The following is a 21022-nucleotide window of genomic DNA, read 5'->3' as shown; positions in this document are numbered from 1 at the left end:
TGGGAGGGAAGGGAATGGCGCGCAAGCTAGTGGTCAAGCGCGGCCGCAAGGCCGGTTCCGAGCCAGGTACGCTGATTCATCTTGGTACACCGCGTGCGGAGCAGCCGGCCATTCGGGTCATTGAATATGACCAGCACGAGATCTCTGACCGGCTTATCGAAACAGCGGGCGATTACAGGGTTAGCAAAGGCAAGCACGTTGCCTGGTTGAATGTCGATGGCGTGCATCAGGTGGAGGTGGTCGAGGCGGTTGGTCAGGCGTTCAACCTGCATCCCCTGGTAATGGAGGATATTCTTAGCGTCGATCAGCGGCCCAAGGTCGAGGATTATGACGGCTATCTGTACTTGGTTTTGCGCATTCTGCGCTATGACGAAGCGACTCGGGAAGTTCAGTCAGAGCAGCTTAGTCTGATCCTCGGTGATCATTTCGTACTCTCCCTGCAAGAGCTGCCCAGTGACCTGTTCGATGGCGTGCGCAGTCGCCTGGAAGATGGCCGGCAGATCCGTTCAATGCCGGCCGATTATCTCGCTTACGCCCTTCTCGACGCGGTGGTGGACCATTACTTCCTGACGCTGGAAGCCTTGGGTGATGAGATTGAAGCGCTTGAAGATGAGCTGATTGACCGGCCCGAGCCTGCCACCTTGAAACGGATTCATCATTACAAGCGCGAGATGCTGATGTTTCGCAAGGCGGTCTGGCCATTGCGCGAGGTATTAAGCCGGCTGTCCCGCGATGAAAGCCCATTGATCAGCGCGGAAACCCAAGTATTCCTGCGCGATGTCTACGACCATACCATCCATGTGATGGACACCATTGATACCCTGCGCGAGCTGCTGGTGGGCATGCTTGATCTGTATCTTTCCAGTGTCAGCAATCGGATGAATGAAGTGATGAAGGTTCTGACCATCATTGCCACGGTGTTCATGCCGCTGACCTTTATCGCTGGCGTGTATGGGATGAATTTCGAATTTATGCCAGAACTGGGGTGGCGTTGGGGCTATCCGGCAGTGCTGCTGTTGATGTTGGGCGTGTCAGCTGCGTTGCTGTTTACGTTCCGCCGCCGCGGATGGATATAAATCGGGCGGTATTTTAGACTCGGGTGCAGGCCAGCCGGCCACACGCGTTGGATTAGAAATTGGGGGGCTTCATGCGCGCGCATTATCTTCAACATGCTGACTTTGAACGTCTTGGCAGTATCCGTCCCTGGCTGGAAAGCCGGGGTTACCACATCACCTGCACGCGACTGCATCTGGACGAGGAGCTGCCTCCGCTGGGCGACATCGACCTGCTGGTGATCATGGGCGGCGTCATGAGTGTGAACGACGAGCAGGAGCATCCCTGGCTCGTGCCTGAGAAAGCCTTTATACGCAGCGCAATCGACCATGGCCTGCCTGTGTTGGGCGTTTGCCTGGGGGCGCAATTGATCGCCAATGTAATGGGCAGCCGGGTCATGCCCAATAGCGTGCGCGAAATCGGCTGGTTCCCGATCCAGGCCACTGATCATGGACGTAGCGATGTTTTTCGCTTTCCGGCACAGACAAAGGTGCTGCATTGGCATGGCGAAACCTTCGAGCTGCCGGTCGGTGCCGTGCTTCTGGCCAGCAGCCCCGCATGCGACCATCAGGCGTTTCAGCTCGGCGACCGGGTCATAGGACTGCAATGCCACCTCGAATCTACTCCAGCGCAAGTAAAGGCCTTTGTCGAGGCGACACCCGCCGCTGAACTGGAACCTGAAGAATGGGTCCAATCTGCCGAACGCCTGCTGAGCATCCCCGAGGATGAACTTGAACAGGCAACGGTATTAATGGGCGAGGTGCTGGAGTATCTGCACCAGAAAAGGAGCGGCACTTGAAGAAAATAGGCGTATTAGTCGGCTTGTTGGCATTGGTATTGGCCGGCTGCGTAAAACTGCCGGATAACGTAGAGCCGGTCACCGGCTTTGAGCCCAATCGCTACCTGGGCACCTGGTATGAAATTGCCCGCCTGGACCATTCCTTCGAAGAGGGTCTGAGCAGAGTGACGGCTGAATACAGTCTGCGCGAAGATGGTGGCATCAAGGTACTGAACAAGGGCTACTCGGAAGAAAAGGGCGAGTGGAACGAGGCTGAAGGCAAGGCTTACTTTGTTGAGGACGAGCAGACCGGCTATTTGAAAGTGTCGTTCTTTGGCCCGTTTTATGGTGCTTATGGCATCTTCGGTCTGGACAAGGAAAACTATCAATACTCCTGGGTTTCCGGCCCCAATACCGATTATCTGTGGCTTCTGGCCCGCGAGCCGGAAGTGGCCGAGGAAGACAAGCAGGCGTTTGTCGAGCGTGCCGCGGCACTGGGTTTTGATACCGATGAGTTGATCTGGGTAGAACACGAATGATAGACCGGGCTGCGCTGATGGCGTAGCCCGGTCGATTTTCCAGCCTGGCAATTTCTAGCCTGGCAATTTTTAGTCTACCAATGCGCCGTTGATGATGGCCCGCAGTTCCTGGCGTATCTGATAACTCGACGAAGGTATCAGTTGGGTCAGGAAGATCATCAGCAGGTCTTCCTGCGGATCGATAAAGAAGTTGGTGCTGGCCATGCCGCCCCAACCGTATTCCCCCACCGAGCCGTTAGTTTGTGACTTCGCGACATCGGTCTTCACCGAGAAACCCAGTCCAAAACCGGAGCCTTCGTAGGGCGTTTCACTGAACGCACCCACGGACACACCCGGCAGGTCCTGATTGCCTGGCAAGTGATTCATGCGCATGAACTCCAGCGTCTTGCGCCCGATGATCCGCGCGCCCTGATACTCGCCGCGGTTAGCCAGCGCCTGCGCAAAACGGTAGTAATCATCCATGCTGCTGACCAGGCCGCCGCCGCCAGATAAATAACCGTGTGCACGGGTAAACGCGGAATGCGCTGGATCGTCCTGCAAGCTGAACTGATCCCCTGGCTGGTATTGGTAACAGGCTGCCAGCCGCTCAATCTTGTCGGTAGGTACGGTAAAGGCGGTATCGATCATGCCGAGGGGTTTGAACACATGTTCCGCCAGATACTCATCCAGGGTCATACCCGACAATACCTGAACCAGATAGCCGACCACATCGGTGGACACGGAGTAATTCCAGGCGCTGCCGGGAGAGAATTCCAGCGGCAGGCGCGATAACTCATCTACCAGCCGCTCCAGGGTATGCCCGGTGCCGCCGTCGAGTTTCAGTGCCCGGTAAGCCGCGTCCACATTGGTGCGGTTCATAAAGCCGTAGGTCAGGCCGGACTGGTGAGTCAGCAGGTCACGGATGCTCATCGGCCGCTCAGGTGCGGTGGTGAGAAACTGCGGGTGAATGCCGGACTTGTAAACGCGCAACTTTGCCCAGGAGGGAATGTACTTGTGCACCGGATCATCGAGTAGAAAGCGGCCTTGTTCGTACAACTGCATCAACGCAATGGAGGTGACCGGCTTGGTCATTGAATAGATACGGAACAGGGTGTCGCGCTGCACTGGCTTGTTGCGCTCCACGTCCATCAAACCCTGGGAGTGCAGGTAAGTGATTTCCCCGCGACGGGCGACCAGGGTCATTGCGCCAGGCAGTTTGCCCGGCTGCAGATAAGCCCGGTCCAGGTGTGTGGCTATGCGCTCGAGGCGCTGGGTGTCCATTCCGGCAATCACGGTAGAGGGGGGCGTCTGGCTGTTCATGAGCTATCCATTGGCTGTACTGACAAACCTCGATCTTACCTGTTAACGCCTCGCAGGGGTGGCTGCAATGATGCTGGCTATGTCTTTTCATAAGGCAATGAATAGTGCCCGGAAAAAATACTTGTAAAAGCGCTGGAGCCCCTCTTGTGCGGCGCCTGCAGAGGTTGTACAAGTCATGCTCCGAAGCCATGTGAGTACAGCAATTAAATGAGCCAACCATCACCCTGTCTGAACTGCGGCGCGTGTTGCGCTACATTCAGGGTTTCGTTTTACTGGGGCGAGACGGACGACTCCCCCGGCGGGCTGGTCCCGCAACATCTGACGGAGCAGATCTCTCCCTTTTTGAGCTGTATGCAAGGCACCAACCAACCGATCCCTCGCTGCACTGCACTGATGGGGCAGGTGGGCGAAGGCGTGCGTTGCAATATTTATGAAAAACGCTCAACGAGTTGCCGCGAGTTCGCCTGGCATGGCGAAAACGGGTTGGGCAATGAGGACTGTCAGCGGGCTCGCGCCCGACATGGGTTACCACCCTTGCCGGACGTATTGGAGCGTATTCCGATTGTGGCGGCCTGATTAGCCGACATCCGCCACGATGCTGTGCACAAGATAGAGCTTGCGCAAACTGGGGGTGGTCAGCACGAAAGGATAGATATCGGCCTGACCCATGCTGCGGGCCAACACGTTCAGCACACTGCTCAGCTGCACCCAGCGATTGATAAAGGCCAGGAACACCTCCTGATCGTCGTTACCTCTGGGGCAGCCCTGCAAATGGCTAGCGTTGAATTCATCGATATGCAGCTTGAGGGTGTCTAGGCGGATGCCGAAATCCAGCGCCACATTCAGCGTGTCGGTCATATGCAGGTAATGCGCCCAGGTTTCTGCCCAGTCTTCCCAGGGATGCGATGCGGCATAGCTGCTGATAAAGGTGTGAAACCAATCTGCCGGCGGGCCCTGGTAGTAATGTGTTTCCAGCGCTTGTTTGTAATCCAGGCGCTCGTCACCAAACAGGTCCCGGAATACTGGCAGCCAGGGCGTATCCATAACCAGGCGATCCCAGTAGTAATGCCCGGACTCGTGGCGAAAATGCCCGAGCATGGTGCGGTAGGGTTCGTGCATGTTCTGCCTGACCGATTCGCGATGCGCGGGGTCAGCTTCTTCTATATTCAGCGTAATCACGCCGTCCATATGCCCGGTAAGCACTGCGGGGCCTTCGGGAATGGGACGTAGCAGCTTGAAGCCAAGGCCCTGTTTCGCGTCCAGGTTTTTGGACACCGTGGGCAAACCAAGCATGGTCAGCTGGGCTATCAGCCGACGTTTGGCTTGCTCAGTGGTAAGCCAGTAATCGGCATTGGTTGGAATGCTCAGGTCGGGGATGGTCAGGTTCAGAGCGCAGGCTACACAGTAAGGCGCGTTCTCTTCCTTGCTGACCAGCCAGTTGCATTGAGCCGCGCTCTGGCGATGCTGGCAGAGCCTGAAGGATTGGCCTGCCAAAGGCCCATCAGAGCGGATTACCCATTTGTCGCTGTTGGGCTCCTGCTCAATGCTGCAGAGCTTGCCCTGCTCTGGATGATAGGCCAGCGCCGAACCGCAACGCAGACAAAACTGGTTGTCGAAGAACACCGTCTGGCCGCACTGGCAGCGCTGCACATGGCCGTTGGGATGGTAATCAAATAGCTGACTACCATCGCTGCGCTGAACCAACTGATCAAAATAGCTCATGGGTGAATATCCATGAAGGGACGCTCCGACCTGCGCCGGAGCGGGCAGGTCATTGCTCCTGTGATTGGGTTGCCTCTTCCGGTTCGGCAAAATAGGTCTTGCGAATGGCATCGTGCAATTCGGTGAAATCTATCTGGATCTCGTCCACGAATGCATGCAGCAGATCCGGCTCTGCTGCCATACGTATGATCTCTGCTTCGGCAATATGTTTCCTGCAAGTTTCAACTTCTTCCAAAGCCAGCTCGTGCATCGGCAGATTCTTCAACGCAATGGCCAGACGCTCAAGGCTGCAGGCTACCGCGCGGGGGAACATCCGATCCTGTAGAAGAAATTGCAGCACATCCGGGCCACGGATGCGCAAGCGAACATGCTGGCGGTACATCTGAAAACCGCTGAGTGATTTGAGTACACTCATCCACTGCAGATTTTCGAACGGAGTCAGTTCTTCGGGACTGCGTGGCAGCAGGTTGGCCGAACGCACGTCGATGATGCGCGTGGTCATGTCCGCGCGTTCCAGCTGGCGGCCAATCATCAGGAAGGTGCGGGCAGTGGTATAGCTGAGCATACCTTCGACCAGTCCATTCACCGTCTGGCAACTACGAATCACCCGGTTGAGAAACGCATCGCGCCGTCGTGGTGTAATCCCGGCTTCAACTTGTTCCTGAACGTTCAGATATAACTGGTTGATTTCTTCCCATATTTCCCTCGGAATCACCTCGCGTGTGGTGCGCAAATTCTCCCGGGCGCCCGCCAGTGAACTGATGATCGAACCTGAATAGCGCCGGTCGCCGCACATGAACAACAGCACGCTGGCTTCATCACGGGTCTCGTAGTGCTCATCGAACAATTCGTCATTACCGGTGATGGCGATGATTTCAGACCAGCCGAGTTTGGTAGAGCGGGGCAGGTCGAGCAGTAGGTGACTGTTGACGCTCAGCAGTCGGGCAGTGTCTTCAGCTCTTTCAATGTAGCGAGCCAACCAGTAGATATTTTCCGCAACTCTTGAAAGCATAATCAGTTCCCCGCCATGTCGACGATCCAGGTGTCTTTACTGCCGCCACCCTGGGACGAATTGACCACCAGTGAACCTTTGGTCAGGGCAACGCGGGTCAAGCCGCCGGTGGTTACCCACGGGGTCTCGCCGGAGAGGATGAATGGGCGTAGATCAACATGGCGCGGCTCAACGCCGTTTTCGCACAGGGTAGGTGAGGTAGAGAGGGCCAGAGTAGGCTGGGCCATATAGTTGCGCGGATCTGCCTTGATCAATTCAGCGAATTTATCGCGTTCCTTTTTCGTTGAATGCGGCCCGATCAGCATGCCGTAGCCACCAGACTCATTGGCCGGTTTGACCACCAACTTGTCGAGGTTGTCGAGCACGTACTTGCGGTCGTCGTCGAACATGCACAGGTAGCTGGGGACGTTCGGCAACAGCGGTTCCTGGTCGAGATAGTATTTGATGATCGCTGGCACGAAGGCGTAGACCACCTTGTCGTCGGCTACGCCAGCACCCGGCGCGTTGGCCAGCGCTACCTTACCCTTGCGCCAGGCGCGCATCAGGCCTTTGACGCCCAGGGCTGAGTCCGGATTGAACACCTCGGGATCAATAAACAGATCATCAACACGGCGGTAGATCACGTCGACGCGGCTCAGGCCGTCGATACGGCGCATATATACACAGTCGTCTTCACCGACCACCAGGTCGGAGCCCTCAACCACCTCAATGCCCATTTGCTGCGCCAGGTAGGCGTGCTCGTAATAGGCGGAGTTGTAGATGCCCGGCGTCAAAATGACGATACAGGGGTCGTCGCCGGGGCGCGGGGACATGGAGGCGAGCATGTCATACAGCTGCGAGGTGTAATCATCCACCGGTTGGATGCGGCCGGTAGCAAAGAGATCGGGCAACACCCGTTTGGTGACGTTGCGATTCTCCAGCATGTACGACACGCCAGAGGGTATGCGCAGGTTGTCTTCGAGCACATAGAGCGTGCCGTCCTTGTCGCGCACCAGGTCAGAGCCGCAGATATGCGCCCAGATATTGTGCGGGGGGTGGACGCCGACGCATTGTTTGCGGAAGTTCACTGACTTGGCGAGGATTTCGGCAGGGAAGACCTTGTCCTTGATGATCTTCTGATCGTGGTATAAATCATCGATAAACATGTTCAGCGCTTGTACCCGCTGCTTCAAACCGGCTTCGGTCTTCTGCCATTCGGCCAGCGGTATGATGCGGGGCACGATGTCGAACGGCCAGGCGCGGTCGATCATGTTGCCTTCGGTATACACCGTGAAGGTGATGCCCATCAGCTGGATGGCGACCTCAGCCGCCGTTTTATGCTCGCTCAGCTCGCGCGCGTCCAGATCGGCGAGATACTGGCAAAGCATGGCTGCTTCCGGTCTTGCCTGTCCGGAAGCAGAGATGAGTTCGTCAAAAAAACCCTTAGAGGCGTAGTCTTCCCAATTAACTTTGCTCATTAAGCCACTCTTGTGTGCTGGGTGATGGGACGAAACGCTGCAATTGCTATACCAGCCTAATACGCATTTGCCGCTTTAGCCATTAGGATTGATGTTAGTAGATATGTGCTGGTCCATGATTGTCATACTGCTGGATGCCAAAAGAGTTATCCTCAACACAGACCAGCTATATTCAAAAGAGTTTACCCAGGGCGCTTGGCACAGGCGTTGCTATGCTCTTGGGCTAACCTTGCCATTGCTCCGGGAAACGATTCATGACTATTCGTGTAGCGCTTAAACATTCCACTCGTTATGACTTCGATAGAACGGTAGCGGTTGGAGCTCACCATATTCGTCTGAAGCCCGCGCCACACTGCCGCACGCCGATTGACGCCTACAGCTTGAAAATAGAGGGTGGTCAGCACTTTATCAACTGGCAGCAGGACCCCTTCGGCAATCATGTGGCCCGCGTCGTGTTTCCGGACAAGATCGACCATCTGTATGTGGACGTAGAGCTGGTGGTACCGATGACGGTGGTCAATCCCTTCGATTTTTTCGTCGAGGATTACGCCGAGCAGATCCCCTTCGAATATCCCAAGGCGTTGAGCAAGGAGTTGGGGCCGTACCTGGAAAAGAATGAGCCAGGCCCCTTGCTTGCGGCATGGTTGACCACCGTCAGCAAAGAGCCCAGGTCCGTGGCGGACTTCCTGGTATCGATCAATCAGCGTTTGTCGCAGGACATCGAATACCTGATCCGCATGGAACCGGGCGTGCAGAGCGCGGAGGAAACCCTGACCCTGCAGCGTGGTTCATGCCGTGATTCGTCCTGGCTGCTGGTGGAGATATTTCGCCAGTTGGGTCTGGCAGCGCGCTTCGTGTCGGGCTATCTGATTCAGCTAACCGCTGATGTAAAAGCGCTCGACGGTCCCTCAGGGACCGAAGTGGACTTTACCGATCTGCATGCCTGGACCGAAGTATTCATTCCCGGTGCGGGCTGGATTGGTCTGGATCCCACATCCGGCCTGTTTGCTGGGGAAGGGCATATTCCCTTGGCGGCGACACCAGAGCCTTCCAGTGCGGCACCTATCACCGGTGCTTCCGAGCCGTGCAAGGTGGAGTTCGACTTCAAGATGAGCGTCACGCGCGTGCATGAAGATCCGCGCGTGACCAAACCCTATACCGAAGACCAGTGGGCACGAATTGATGCGCTGGGCGATCAGGTTGATCAGCAACTTGAAGAGCTTGACGTGCGTCTGACCATGGGCGGCGAGCCCACTTTTGTATCAGTTGACGACATGGATGCACCAGAATGGACCATCGCCGCGCAAGGGCCGACCAAAAGAGGGCTCGCCGAGAAATTGCTGCGGCGTCTGCGCCCGCATTACGCGCCACATTCCCTGATGCACTACCAGCAGGGCAAATGGTACCCAGGTGAGCCGCTGCCGCGCTGGGCCCTGGCCTGCTACTGGCGCCGCGACGGCAAGCCCATGTGGCAGGATGACCAGTGGCTGGCAGATGTGGAAAAAGACTACCAGTTCGGCGAAAAGGACGTGCAGCGTTTTGCTGCTGAGCTGACCAAGCGATTGGAATTGGATGAGCGCTATCTGATTCCCTGTTTTGAAGATACCTACTATTACCTGTGGCTCGAGCAGCAACAGCCCAGCGACGTGAAACTCAGTGATGACGAGCTGCAGGATGACGAGGGCCGCGCCAGACTGGTGCGGTTGCTTGAACGCGGCCTGGACAAGATGACCGGCCTGGCGTTGCCATTGGCCCGTGATCTGAGCACCGATCGCTGGCAAAGCAGCCGCTGGCCGATCCGCCGGCAGAATCTGTACCTGGTTCCCGGCGACTCGCCCATGGGCCTGCGTTTACCACTTTCCGCTTTGCCGCTGCGCAAGCTTGATGAGCCACAGCCGCGCTCGTTGTTCGACACGCCGCCGGCACTGTCGGATGTTCATGGTGAAGTGGCCAGCCGCTACAGCGAAGTGCAGGCGGCCAGCAACCAGACAGACGGCCGCCATCATCAGTCAGTTGGCCAGGATTGGCAGGAGCAGTTGACCGATCTGAGTGAAGAGGGTGTTATCGGCACGGCGCTGTGTCTGGAAGAGCGTGACGGCAAACTGTTTATCTTCCTGCCGCCATTGGCTCAACTTGAGGAATACCTCGAGCTGCTGGCCTCTATCGAGCAGACCGCTGCTCACCTGAAGATGCCCGTGTGCATTGAGGGTTATGCTCCGCCTTCGGATTCGCGCATCGAGAAGTTCATGATTACGCCTGATCCGGGTGTGATTGAAGTCAACGTGATGCCGGCATCCAACTGGCGCGATCTGGTCGACAATACGCATATCCTCTACGAAGAAGCGCGCCTGACCCGGCTGGGTACCGAGAAATTCATGCTCGATGGTCGGCATACCGGTACTGGCGGTGGCAACCATGTCACGCTGGGCGGTAAAACGCCTGCGGATTCGCCGTTTCTGCGCCGCCCGGACTTGCTCGCCAGTATGTTGACCTTCTGGCAGCACCACCCGAGCCTGTCTTACCTGTTTTCCGGGCTGTTTATCGGCCCGACCAGCCAGGCACCCCGGGTCGATGAAGCACGCCATGAAGCTTTGTACGAGCTGGAGATCGCGCTCTCGCAGATGCCCGAGGGCGAAGTGCCCCAGCCCTGGCTGGTGGACCGCCTGCTGCGGCATTTGCTGACTGATATCACCGGCAATACCCACCGCGCGGAGTTCTGCATCGACAAGCTCTATTCGCCCGACACCGCTACCGGGCGGTTGGGGCTGCTTGAGCTGCGCGGTTTCGAAATGCCGCCGCACGCGCAAATGAGTCTGATGCAGCAATTGTTGATCAGGGCGCTGGTCGCTCGCTTCTACGCCAAACCCTACCGCAAGCCACTGGTGCGCTGGGGTACAGCACTGCACGATCGCTGGATGATGCCGCACTTTATCTGGCAGGATCTGCGCGATGTGATTGCCGATCTGAATGCGCATGGCTTTGCCTTTGAAGCTGACTGGTTTGCACCCTTCCTGGAGTTCCGCTTCCCGCATTGCGGCGAAGTGCGCTACGACGGTGTGGGTATGGAGTTGCGCCAGGCTATCGAGCCTTGGCACGTGTTGGGGGAGGAGGTCAGCGGGGGCGGTACTGCCCGCTATGTGGATTCGTCGGTCGAACGTATGGAAGTGAAAGTCAGCGACTTCAATCCTTCACGCCACGTACTGACCTGCAATGGTTACAAGGTGCCATTGCAGTTTACCGGCATCCCTGGGGAGGGCGTGGCTGCAGTACGCTATCGTGCCTGGCAGCCGCCTTCGGCTATGCATCCGATGATTGAGGTACATGCGCCCCTGGTATTCGACCTGGTCGACAGCTGGAACAACCGTTCCCTGGGCGGCTGCACCTATCACGTAGTGCATCCGGCAGGGCGCAATTATGAAACCTTCCCGGTGAATGCCAATGAAGCTGAAGCTCGCCGTATGGCGCGTTTCTGGTCGCATGGACATACCCAGGGAGAGATGAAACGAATTGAGCAGGCTCCCGGCCAGGAATACCCGCATACACTCGACCTGCGACGTGCTGCCGTGCCTGCCTCTGGTCTATAATAGTTTTTTGCTGCAGCGCACACCGGCGCTCGCTTCGAGCGCCGCTCAGGAACTAACTCATGCTGTTATCGGGTAATCTGGATCCATCGCTTAAATCGCTTCTCGGGGATTATCCCGGACATGAAGAGCATGACGAACTGCTGGGCAGCGATCAGCAGCCGCGCAGCCATTGGCAAGCCCTTATCGAGGAGTTCTCTGCGCTGGGTCCGGACTTTCTGGTCAGCCGCAGCGAAGAAGCGCAGAACCTGCTGCATGAGAACGGCGTTACTTTCAATCCCTACGAGGACGACCCTGGCCAACTGCGCTCCTGGCAGCTGGATTGCTTGCCATGGGTGATCAATACCCATGAATGGCAGACTCTTGAAGCCGGGTTGAAGCAGCGCAGCCGGCTGCTGGAACACTTGCTCGATGATCTTTACGGTGACCGTAACGTCATCAATGAAGGGCTATTGCCGCCGGAGCTGGTATTTACCCATCCCGGCTTTCTGTTTGCCGCTGCCGATTCGCCGTCCCAGCTGGACCGCCCGCTGCTGATTTTTCATGGTACTGACCTGATCCGCGATGAGCAGGGGCAGTGGCAGGTGCTGGGCGACTGGACGCAGTCACCGTCCGGTGCCGGCTATGCATTGGAAAACCGAATTACGCTGGCCCGTGCGTTGCCGAGTATCTACCGGGAAGCACCGATCAACCGTCTGGCCGGCTTTCATCAGGCCCAGCATCGCTGTCTTGCCGGTCTGGCCGGTTCCGGTCGCGAACAGCCGAATATCGTGCTGTTGTCACCCGGTCCGGGCAGCCCTGGTTACTTCGAGCATGCCTGGCTGGCCAACTATATGAACTTTGCGCTGGTCGAGGGTGATGATCTGGTCGTGCGCGAGGGGCAGGTATCAGTACGTACGCTGGGCGGTTTGACCCAGGTTGACGTGATCGTTCGGCAGATCAATGACCCCTGGTGCGACCCGCTGGAGCTGCGCCCCGACTCCTTGCTTGGCGTGCCGGGCTTGCTGCAGGCGGCGCGCAATGGTGAAGTGCGGATTGCCAACGCCCTGGGCGCCGGAATCCTTGAGCATCCGGCACTCGCTGCGTTCCTGCCGGGTCTATGCCAACGGCTGTTGGGTGAAACCCTGCTGTTACGCTGCCGTGAGACGCTCTGGTGCGGGAATAGCGAAGGCCTGGCGCAGGTTAACCAGTCGTTGGATGAGTGGATACTGCGCGACATCAGCCAGCCCGGGAAAGTTTTCAGGGCAGGGCAGATGAGTCTGGAAGCTATCCAGGGACTGCGCCGTGATCTGCAGCAGCGTCCCTATCTCTTTACCGCGCAGCGTCCGGTGGTGTCTTCGGTTACCCCAGGCTTTAATCCGCAGACCAGAAAGCTGGAGCGGCAACATACGACGCTGCGGTTTTTCAGTCTGGTCGAGCCGGAGGATCTGGGCAAACCGGTACACGAACGGCATTTCCGTGTGATGCCCGGCGGGCTGGCCTGGGTTGGCGAGCCTGGCGCGCCGCTGATGCAAAGCCGTACGGTCAAGGATGTGTGGGTGCTGGCGCCGGTACCGCAACCGCATATCAGTATGTTGCGCCAGGCTCAGGGACCCATAGTGGTGACCCGGGATGGCAAAGATCTGCCTTGCCGAGTAGCGGAGAGCCTGTTCTGGATGGGCCGCTATGGCGAACGTCTGGATACCCGTGCGCGCCTGTTGCGCGAAGCCCTGGGGCGGCTGCTGCAGGATGATCGGCACGAGAGTAACAGTAATATCCTGCCTGACTTGTTGGCGGCGCTGGACATCAGCCTGGATCCAGAGACCCTGGAAGAGGAGCTGGATGCGGCCCGCGGCCATTCCCGGTTTTCACCTGAACACATCCTCACGCGGGATCGTCTGTTGCTGTTGTTCGCCGATGATCAGCCAGAAGGGCTGCCGATGCTTTTCGGTCATTTCGTGCGCAACAGCAGAGCAGTGCGCGATCATCTGGGCGATGACAGCTGGCGCGCGATCAACAGCCTGCGTCAGCGTTTCAACAGCATGCCCAGAACCCGTGGCGTAGTGGTTGGCCAGCGTTTGCTGGAGGCCATGGTGCTGGATCTTTCGGCGTTTTTCGGCCTGTGCAATGAAACCATGCCGCACCATTACGGCTGGCGCTTTCTGGACATGGGGCGTTTTATCGAACGCACGCTGGGCAGTCTGCAATTGCTCAAGCTGGCGCTGCTGACTGCGACTCAACCGGGCATTCCATTATGGGAAGTGGTGCTCGCGTCTACCGACAACTTTACCGTGTACCGTCGCCGCTATCGGTCCCAGCTGCATCCCGCGGCGATTCTCGATCTGCTGCTGTTCGATGAAACCAATCCGCGCTCGGTCGGTTATATGCTCAAACGTCTGGAACGGCAGATCACCCGGTTGCCGTCCCAGGGCAGCTCGCCTTACCGCAACCTGGAAAAGCGCCTGATCATCGAGGCGACCAGCAAGCTGCATCTGGTGGATATCAGCATGCTGGCGGATCTGGAGACTTCCGAAGAGGCACGCGAGCTCCTTGCTCAGCTACTGGATCAACTGATTGAGCCAATGTCTGAATTGTCCAACGCCTTGTCGCACAGTCATTTCAGCCACGTGGAACCGCCTCGCCAGTTGGTCACCATGCAATACAGCAACAACTCCTAATAGGGCTCCGGCAAATGAAATACCAGTTACGCCACAGCACGCTCTATGAATACAGCGGCCCCGTCAGCCTGAGCCATAACGAGGCGCGCATTCTGCCACGCAATCTGCCCTGGCAATGGTGTACCAACGCCAAGCTGGAAATCTCACCGAATCCGGTGAGGATGCGTGAGCGTATTGATTTCTTCGGTAATCGAGTGGTGTATTTTTCCCTCGAATCGCTACATGAAGAGTTGCAGGTAAACGTCACCAGCGAGATCGAAACTCGACCGCGGCCGACGCAGGATTTCTTTTCTACCATAGCCTGGGAACAGGCCGTGCGCGAAACCGCAGCCGATATTCGCTACAGCAATCGTGATTGTCTGGAAGCGCGGCTGTTCATGCTCGACTCGCCCTTTATCCATCAGCACGAGAGTCTGGCCAACTATGCGCTGAGCAGCTTTGCTGCAGGGCGCAATTTGCTCGATGCGGTGCTGGATCTCAATCAGCGGATATTCAACGAGTTCGTCTACGACCCGGACTTCACCACAGTGGCCACGCCGCTCAAGGAAGTGCTCGCCAGCAGGCGCGGTGTTTGCCAGGATTTCGCTCATCTGGCCATTGGCTGTCTGCGGTCGCTGGGGCTTGCTGCACGCTATATCAGCGGCTATATGGAAACCATGCCCCCAGCAGGCCAGGAAAAGCTGCTCGGCGCCGACGCGACCCATGCCTGGTTGGCGGTATTTATTCCCGGTTGGGGCTGGCTGGAGATCGATCCCACCAACGGCTGTGTGCCGGATGAGCGCTACATTGTGCTCGGCTGGGGCCGGGATTTTGCCGATGTGACTCCGCTCAAGGGGGTGATGACCGGTGGTGGTGAGCATAAGCTGACAGTGGCGGTGGATGTGTTGCCGGTGCGGGATGAGGCGTTGGTGTCTTTGCCGATTTAGCAGCTGCAAGCTATAAGTTACAAGCCAGTCGTGGTCGTGGATGTAAAGGGTTGGGGTCTTCCTGACACCGCTTGGATTCCCGCCTTCGCGGGAATGACGTATTTTGGGATATCGGTTTTTTCTGCCACTCCCTTTCTACTGCTCCGTTCCTACACCTCCCCATTTTCGGCACCCTTGTCATTCCCGCGCAGGCGGGAATCCAAGCGGACTTATGACCCGCTAACGAAACATATTGATTGCTCCCGCTTCATTCAAACCCGCCAACACCCGCTCATCCAACCTGTCCCGTCATTCCCGCGAAAGCGGGAATCCATTTTGACTTTGACTTTCCAGCAGCGCATAAAAAACCCGGCTCTCGCGAGCCGGGTTTTCATCAAGCTAGACGCTTGCACGTGCCGTTTACATATTAGGGTAATTCGGCCCGCCAGTACCTTCAGGCGCTACCCAGTTGATGTTCTGCGAAGGATCCTTGATGTCACAGGTCTTGCAGTGAACACAGTTCTGAGCATTGATCTGGAAGCGCTTGTCGCCGTTATCAGCGGTGACGACCTCGTAAACACCGGCCGGGCAGTAACGCTGAGCAGGCTCATCGTATAGCGGCAGGTTTTTCTCGATCGGAATGCTCGGATCCTTGAGCTTCAGGTGAACCGGCTGATCCTCTTCGTGGTTGGTATTGGACAGAAATACCGAGGACAGCTTGTCGAAGCTGATCACGCCGTCCGGCTTCGGATAGGCGATCTTGGGTGCGTCGGCTGCCTTTTTCATGCAGGCATAATCCGGCGTGGTGTCGTGCAGGGTCATCGGGATCTTGCCGCCGAACAGGTTCTGGTCGACAAAGTTGAACGCGCCACCCAGCAACGGACCGAACTTGTGAATCGCCGGACCGAAGTTGCGTGAACCGAACAGCTCATCGTACAGCCAGCTGGACTTGAAGCCGTCAACATAACCGGTCAACTCATCACCACCAGTGCGACCCGCTTTCAGTGCTTCGAGCACGGCGTCTGCTGCAAGCATGCCGGACTTCATGGCGGTGTGGCTGCCCTTGATCTTGGCAAAGTTCAAAGTGCCCAGATCGCAACCGATCAGTGCGCCACCGGGGAAGACCATTTTCGGCAGGGAGTTCAAACCACCTTTGCAGATCGCACGGGCACCGTAGGAAACGCGCTTGCCGCCTTCCAGGTACTGCTTGATCACTGGGTGATGCTTGTAACGCTGGAACTCATCGAAGGGGGACAGGTGCGGGTTGCTGTAGGACAGATCAACGATCAGGCCGACAACAATCTGATTGCCTTCGATGTGATACAGGAAAGAACCGCCGGTGTTTTCATTCTTGGTGATATCCAGCGGCCAGCCGGCGGTGTGCACTACCAGGCCTTCTTCGTGCTTGGAGGGATCAATGTCCCAGATTTCCTTGATGCCGATACCGTAATGCTGGGCATCCGCGTCGGAATCGAGATTGAAGCGCTTGATCAGTTGCTTGCCGATGTGGCCGCGGCAACCTTCAGCGAACAAAGTGTACTTGGCACGCAGTTCCATGCCGGGAGTGTAAAAGCCTTCCTTCGGATTGCCTTCACGGTCGACACCCAGGTCGCCAGTGAGGATACCGGTAACAACGCCGTTCTCATCGATCAGCGCTTCCTGGGCGGCAAAGCCCGGGTAGACTTCTACGCCAAGGTTCTCGGCCTGCTGAGCCATCCACCGGCACAGATTGCCCAGGGAGATGATGTAGTTGCCTTCGTTGTGCATGGTCTTGGGTACGAACAGACCGGGCACTTTGCTGGATTTCTCTTCGCTGGTCAGCATGTAAATGTCGTCACGGGTGACGGGAGTGTTCAGCGGAGCACCCAGCTCTTTCCAATCGGGGAAGAGCTCTTCCAGAGCGCGCGGCTCGAAGATTGCCCCAGAGAGGATGTGAGCGCCGACTTCGGAACCTTTCTCTACAACGCAAACGCTGACTTCCTGGCCGGTTTCGGCGGCTTGTTTCTTGATGCGACAAGCGGCGGCAAGACCAGAAGGCCCGGCGCCTACGATGACAACGTCAAACTCCATGAATTCGCGTTCCACTATGTATCTCCTACTCTAGGCCTAATCTGAATCGATTGTGTGAGTGATCTTCCGTGATCGTGTAACCCGCGAGTATAACAGTCTGCAGGGCATGCTCCAATGCATAGATATGTCTCATCAGCTTTGACAATGCGACTTTATGCGCAGATGCATGTATGCCAATATTGACCCGACGCGGCGGGCGGGGCAAGATCACGATCCGTACGCGAGCTATTTTAATGGTCGAAACGTGAACAATATTTTAAATATGGTCACGATCGACCGTGTCTCGTTTAGTCATCTATCAATAGAGAGGCCCCTGTGAAGATACTCGTCGCCGTTAAGCGCGTGGTCGATTACAACGTCAAGGTTCGCGTCAAAGCGGACCATTCCGGTGTCGATCTCGCCAACGTCAAGATGTCCATGAACCCCTTCTGCGAAATCGCCGTGGAAGAGGCCGTGCGCCTGAAAGAAAAAGGCGTTGCGACTGAAGTAATCGCCGTTTCCGTCGGCCCCGTGGCTGCTCAGGAGCAACTGCGTACTGCACTGGCTCTGGGTGCTGACCGCGCCATTCTGGTCGAGTCCGCCGATGACCTGAGCTCGCTGGCGATTGCCAAGCTGCTCAAGGCTGTTGTCGATAAAGAACAGCCCCAGCTGGTGATCCTCGGCAAGCAGGCGATTGATTCCGACAACAACCAGACCGGCCAGATGCTGGCTGCGCTGAGCGGCTACGGCCAGGGCACCTTCGCCTCTGCTGTTGAAGTCTCCGGCGAGAGCGTCAAGGTCACCCGTGAAATCGATGGCGGCCTGCAGACAGTCGACCTGAAATTGCCGGCGATCGTCACCACCGACCTGCGCCTGAACGAGCCACGCTACGCGTCGCTGCCGAACATCATGAAGGCCAAGAAAAAGCCGATGGAAAACCTCAAGCCGGAAGATCTCGGCGTGAGCGTGTCCTCTACCGTCAAGACCATCAAGGTCGAAGCGCCGGCTGCCCGCAGCGCGGGTATCAAGGTCAAGAGCGTCGACGAGCTGGTCGACAAACTCAAGAACGAAGCCAAGGTGATCTGAGATGACGATTCTAGTTATTGCTGAACACAACAACGCCGAACTGAACGCCGCGACGCTGAACACCCTGGCTGCCGCTAAAGCGATCGGTGGTGATATCGACGTACTGGTTGCTGGTGAAGGCTGCTCTGCGGTCGCTGATCAAGTGGCCAAGGCTGAAGGCGTGACCAAGGTGCTGCTGGCGGATAATGCTGCCTATGGCCACCAGTTGCCAGAAAACCTGGCGCTGCTGATTGCCGAAGTCGGCAAGAGCCACAGCCACATCCTCTGCGCTGCCAGCACCAACGGCAAAAACTACGCCCCTCGCGTGGCTGCGCTGCTGGACGTGGATCAGATCTCCGAGATCATTGCGGTCGATAGCGCTGATACCTTCAAGCGCCCGATCTATGCCGGTAACGCGATTGCCACCGTGCAGTCCAGCGCTGCGGTCAAGGTCATCACCGTGCGTGCTACCGGCTTTGACGCCGTTGCCGCCGAAGGCGGCAGCGCCAGCGTCGAGGCAGTTTCTAGCGCCCAGGATGCCGGTGTATCGAGCTTTGTTGGCGAAGAGCTGGCCAAGTCCGACCGTCCAGAACTGGCCGGTGCCAAGATCGTTATCTCCGGCGGCCGTGGCATGCAGAACGGTGACAACTTCAAGCACCTGTACTCGCTGGCCGACAAGCTTGGCGCGGCTGTGGGCGCTTCGCGTGCCGCGGTTGACGCAGGCTTTGTGCCCAACGACATGCAGGTCGGTCAGACCGGCAAGATCGTTGCGCCGAACCTGTATATCGCTGTCGGTATCTCCGGTGCGATTCAGCACTTGGCCGGTATGAAAGACTCCAAAGTGATCGTCGCGATCAACAAGGACGAAGAAGCGCCGATCTTCTCGGTTGCCGATTACGGTCTGGTTGCGGATCTGTTTGAAGCGATTCCGGAGTTGGAAAGCAAGGTGTAATAGCCGCTTAACGCTACACGCCTTAAGAAAACCCCGGTTCGCGAGAGCCGGGGTTTTTTATTGGGCTTTTGGAAAGTCAAAGTCACAGTCAAAATGGATTCCCGCCTGCGCGGGAATGACCGGATTGGGGTGGGTTTGTGGGTTTGTAGGCGTAAGGGCTAGCCTGAACGACTCGGACAGGAGTGTGGATTGGGTTTAGTGATTCTGGGCATGAGTCCGATTGGATTCCCGCCTGTGCGGGAATGACAGAGGTGTTGAAGATATGGAGGAGTGGGAACGGGGCCGTAAGAAAGGCGTAGCAGGATAATACCGATATCCCAAACTACGTCATTCGCGCGAAAGCGGGAATCCATTTGGCTTTTCAGACCCAGACCCGGGTCGGGAAAAGTCTGACTCGATTTTGAATGCTTGTAATTTGCGGCTTGCCGCTCCCACAGCGTCATTCCCGCGCAGGCGGGAATCCAGGCGGACTTTCAGATCAACATCACCGCCGCAGATTTGATCCCCTGAGCACGGATACCGTCATTCCCGCGAAAGCGGGAATCCACGTTGACCTTTGTCCCGGAATCATTAAACCGTCTGCCTAGAGCGGAAAACTCTCCAGCCGTTTACCATCCTCATCCACTTCCAGCACCCAGCCAGCCTTATCCCAATCCCCCAGCACAATCCGTTCGGCAGGCTCGCCATCAATCATCAGCGTATGCACCGCGGGTCTGTGGGTATGGCCATGAATCAGCGTGCGAACCTGATGTTCGCGCATGACTTTCGCGACCTGGCCGAGGTTGACGTCGGTAATGTCGCTGGGTTTTTGGCGGGTCTGGATCTGGCTTTCCGAGCGTAGCTTGCGGCCGATCTTGTGTCGCTGTTTGAGCGACAGGTTGCGCAGAATGAACAGGCTCAGCGGATTACGCAGCAGCCGGCGCATCTTCATATAGCCCAGGTCATCAATGCACAGGCTGTCGCCATGCATCAGCAGCACGCGCTCGCCATTGAGATTGGCGACATAGGGGTCGGGGAGCAGGGTGCAGCGTGCGGCACGGCAAAAGCGTTTGCCAATCAGAAAGTCGCGATTGCCATGCATCACAAAAACGTTAACCCCGGCTTCAGCCAGCTCGGCAAGCACACGGATCACCTGAGCGGCGAGGGGGTTAGGGTCATCGTCACCGAGCCAGACTTCAAAAAAATCGCCGAGGATATACAGCTCGTCGACCTGGCGGGCACGATGTTCCAGACAATACAGAAACGCCCGGGTAATGTCCGGGCGTTCTGTTTCAAGATGCAGGTCTGAAATAAACAGATAGCGCATCAGTAGCGGCTTTACTCGGTCAGTTCGGCGCGTTCGATGATCACATCGTCAGCGGGAACATCCTGATGGCCGGCGCGCATGGTAGTAGGAACGGCCTTGATCTTGTTGACCACGTCCATGCCTTCAACCACCTTGCCGAATACCGTGTAACCCCAGCCTTGAACAGTAGGCGCGCTGTGGTTGAGGAAATCGTTGTCGGCCACGTTGATAAAGAATTGCGCACTGGCGGAGTGCGGCTCCATGGTGCGGGCCATGGCGACGGTGCCCATCGCGTTGGCTACGCCATTGTCGGCTTCGTTCTTGATTGGCGCGCGCGCTTCTTTCTGCTTCATGCCCGGCTCAAAACCACCGCCCTGGACCATGAAGTTGGAAATGACGCGGTGGAAGATGGTGTTGTCGTAATGACCGTCACGCACGTACTGCTCGAAGTTTGCGACAGTTTCCGGCGCCTTGTCGGCAAAGAGTTCCAGGGTGATGACACCGTGGTTGGTATGCAGCTTGACCATGTAAGGCAATCCTCGGACAAATAAAGTTGAATGAATCCAGCGACTGAGGCACAGACCGCGTTCAGGCGCTTGACACTTTGCGGTATGATAAGCGTTTTGGCCACTATGGCCTAGCCAAAATCCGTGATGCCCGATGGCGTC

Annotated in this window: 16 protein-coding genes; 9 read left to right on the top strand and 7 right to left on the bottom strand. The window is 57.2% G+C overall.

Annotation, left to right across the window (positions count from 1 at the left end; all coding sequences use genetic code 11):
- Positions 1 to 14: 14 nt before the first annotated feature.
- The 3 genes from corA (at position 15) to DT594_RS05770 (ending at position 2370) form a co-directional block, all read left to right on the top strand.
- A complete protein-coding gene (gene corA / locus DT594_RS05780) occupies positions 15 to 1076 on the top strand; it encodes a magnesium/cobalt transporter CorA (RefSeq protein WP_149331758.1) in 1062 nt (353 codons plus the stop codon).
- A gap of 71 nt (positions 1077 to 1147) precedes the next feature.
- Positions 1148 to 1852 (top strand): type 1 glutamine amidotransferase, encoded by a 705-nt coding sequence (locus DT594_RS05775; protein ID WP_149331757.1) that lies wholly within the window; start codon positions 1148 to 1150, stop codon positions 1850 to 1852.
- The gene (locus DT594_RS05770) at positions 1849 to 2370 is read left to right on the top strand and encodes a lipocalin family protein (RefSeq protein WP_149331756.1); all 522 of its coding nucleotides are present in this window, start codon (positions 1849 to 1851) and stop codon (positions 2368 to 2370) included. The genes DT594_RS05775 and DT594_RS05770 overlap by 4 nt, the downstream gene beginning before the upstream one ends.
- A 69-nt stretch (positions 2371 to 2439) precedes the next feature.
- Here the strand turns inward: DT594_RS05770 and DT594_RS05765 are convergent, their stop codons facing one another.
- A complete protein-coding gene (locus DT594_RS05765; protein WP_218574479.1) occupies positions 2440 to 3669 on the bottom strand; it encodes a serine hydrolase domain-containing protein in 1230 nt (409 codons plus the stop codon).
- Between the two features lie 207 nt (positions 3670 to 3876).
- Here DT594_RS05765 and DT594_RS05760 point away from each other — a divergent pair, with 207 nt between their 5' ends.
- Entirely contained in the window at positions 3877 to 4245 is a 369-nt protein-coding gene (locus DT594_RS05760) for a YkgJ family cysteine cluster protein (RefSeq protein ID WP_149331755.1), read from the top strand.
- Here DT594_RS05760 and DT594_RS05755 read toward each other — a convergent pair whose 3' ends face one another.
- From DT594_RS05755 to DT594_RS05745, 3 genes are read right to left on the bottom strand one after another with little or no spacing between them, the layout of a single operon-like run.
- Entirely contained in the window at positions 4246 to 5391 is a 1146-nt protein-coding gene (locus tag DT594_RS05755; RefSeq protein WP_178091431.1) for a zinc-binding metallopeptidase family protein, read from the bottom strand. It lies immediately after the preceding gene.
- Between the two features lie 49 nt (positions 5392 to 5440).
- Positions 5441 to 6403, bottom strand: a complete 963-nt coding sequence (locus DT594_RS05750) for an alpha-E domain-containing protein (RefSeq protein WP_149331753.1) — start codon at positions 6401 to 6403, stop codon at positions 5441 to 5443.
- A gap of 2 nt (positions 6404 to 6405) precedes the next feature.
- A complete protein-coding gene (locus tag DT594_RS05745) occupies positions 6406 to 7860 on the bottom strand; it encodes a circularly permuted type 2 ATP-grasp protein (RefSeq protein ID WP_149331752.1) in 1455 nt (484 codons plus the stop codon).
- Positions 7861 to 8114: 254 nt separating this feature from the next.
- On the opposite strand from DT594_RS05745, the gene DT594_RS05740 reads away from it, so the two are divergent.
- From DT594_RS05740 to DT594_RS05730, 3 genes are read left to right on the top strand one after another with little or no spacing between them, the layout of a single operon-like run.
- Positions 8115 to 11444: a transglutaminase family protein gene (locus DT594_RS05740; RefSeq protein WP_149331751.1), complete on the top strand. Its 3330-nt coding sequence runs from the start codon at positions 8115 to 8117 to the stop codon at positions 11442 to 11444.
- A 59-nt stretch (positions 11445 to 11503) separates the two neighbouring features.
- Positions 11504 to 14098, top strand: coding sequence for a circularly permuted type 2 ATP-grasp protein (locus tag DT594_RS05735; RefSeq protein WP_149331750.1), 2595 nt, complete (start codon positions 11504 to 11506; stop codon positions 14096 to 14098).
- A 14-nt stretch (positions 14099 to 14112) separates the two neighbouring features.
- A complete protein-coding gene (locus tag DT594_RS05730; RefSeq protein WP_149331749.1) occupies positions 14113 to 15024 on the top strand; it encodes a transglutaminase family protein in 912 nt (303 codons plus the stop codon).
- A 399-nt stretch (positions 15025 to 15423) separates the two neighbouring features.
- On the opposite strand, the gene DT594_RS05725 is transcribed toward DT594_RS05730, so the two are convergent.
- The gene (locus tag DT594_RS05725; protein WP_149331748.1) at positions 15424 to 17088 is read right to left on the bottom strand and encodes an electron transfer flavoprotein-ubiquinone oxidoreductase; all 1665 of its coding nucleotides are present in this window, start codon (positions 17086 to 17088) and stop codon (positions 15424 to 15426) included.
- A gap of 300 nt (positions 17089 to 17388) precedes the next feature.
- Between DT594_RS05725 and DT594_RS05720 the strand changes: the two genes are divergently transcribed.
- Both DT594_RS05720 and DT594_RS05715 read left to right on the top strand, forming a co-directional pair.
- Positions 17389 to 18138, top strand: coding sequence for an electron transfer flavoprotein subunit beta/FixA family protein (locus tag DT594_RS05720; protein ID WP_149331747.1), 750 nt, complete (start codon positions 17389 to 17391; stop codon positions 18136 to 18138).
- 1 nt (position 18139) lies between these two features.
- A complete protein-coding gene (locus tag DT594_RS05715) occupies positions 18140 to 19069 on the top strand; it encodes an electron transfer flavoprotein subunit alpha/FixB family protein (RefSeq protein WP_149331746.1) in 930 nt (309 codons plus the stop codon).
- 583 nt (positions 19070 to 19652) lie between these two features.
- Here the strand turns inward: DT594_RS05715 and DT594_RS05710 are convergent.
- Positions 19653 to 20375 carry a UDP-2,3-diacylglucosamine diphosphatase gene (locus DT594_RS05710; RefSeq protein WP_149331745.1) on the bottom strand — a complete coding sequence of 241 codons (723 nt, stop codon included), beginning with the start codon at positions 20373 to 20375 and terminating at the stop codon, positions 19653 to 19655.
- An 11-nt stretch (positions 20376 to 20386) separates the two neighbouring features.
- Complete coding sequence (locus DT594_RS05705; protein WP_149331744.1) at positions 20387 to 20881, bottom strand: peptidylprolyl isomerase; 495 nt, start codon at positions 20879 to 20881, stop codon at positions 20387 to 20389.
- Positions 20882 to 21022: the final 141 nt, after the last annotated feature.

The sequence above is a fragment of the Halopseudomonas laoshanensis genome (assembly GCF_008365385.1).
Lineage (GTDB): Bacteria > Pseudomonadota > Gammaproteobacteria > Pseudomonadales > Pseudomonadaceae > Halopseudomonas > Halopseudomonas laoshanensis.
The sequence above is the reverse complement of the archived record's forward strand: the minus strand, read 5'-3'. Positions and strand labels throughout refer to the sequence as shown.

Bases quoted from the DNA above. Each gene is read 5' to 3' on its own strand.
- corA (WP_149331758.1), top strand. From the start codon at position 15: ATGGCGCGCAAGCTAGTGGTCAAGCGCGGCCGCAAGGCCGGTTCCGAG.
- DT594_RS05775 (WP_149331757.1), top strand. From the start codon at position 1,148: ATGCGCGCGCATTATCTTCAACATGCTGACTTTGAACGTCTTGGCAGT.
- DT594_RS05765 (WP_218574479.1), bottom strand. From the start codon at position 3,669: ATGAACAGCCAGACGCCCCCCTCTACCGTGATTGCCGGAATGGACACC.
- DT594_RS05760 (WP_149331755.1), top strand. From the start codon at position 3,877: ATGAGCCAACCATCACCCTGTCTGAACTGCGGCGCGTGTTGCGCTACA.
- DT594_RS05755 (WP_178091431.1), bottom strand. From the start codon at position 5,391: ATGAGCTATTTTGATCAGTTGGTTCAGCGCAGCGATGGTAGTCAGCTA.
- DT594_RS05750 (WP_149331753.1), bottom strand. From the start codon at position 6,403: ATGCTTTCAAGAGTTGCGGAAAATATCTACTGGTTGGCTCGCTACATT.
- DT594_RS05745 (WP_149331752.1), bottom strand. From the start codon at position 7,860: ATGAGCAAAGTTAATTGGGAAGACTACGCCTCTAAGGGTTTTTTTGAC.
- DT594_RS05740 (WP_149331751.1), top strand. From the start codon at position 8,115: ATGACTATTCGTGTAGCGCTTAAACATTCCACTCGTTATGACTTCGAT.
- DT594_RS05735 (WP_149331750.1), top strand. From the start codon at position 11,504: ATGCTGTTATCGGGTAATCTGGATCCATCGCTTAAATCGCTTCTCGGG.
- DT594_RS05730 (WP_149331749.1), top strand. From the start codon at position 14,113: ATGAAATACCAGTTACGCCACAGCACGCTCTATGAATACAGCGGCCCC.
- DT594_RS05715 (WP_149331746.1), top strand. From the start codon at position 18,140: ATGACGATTCTAGTTATTGCTGAACACAACAACGCCGAACTGAACGCC.
- DT594_RS05710 (WP_149331745.1), bottom strand. From the start codon at position 20,375: ATGCGCTATCTGTTTATTTCAGACCTGCATCTTGAAACAGAACGCCCG.
- DT594_RS05705 (WP_149331744.1), bottom strand. From the start codon at position 20,881: ATGGTCAAGCTGCATACCAACCACGGTGTCATCACCCTGGAACTCTTT.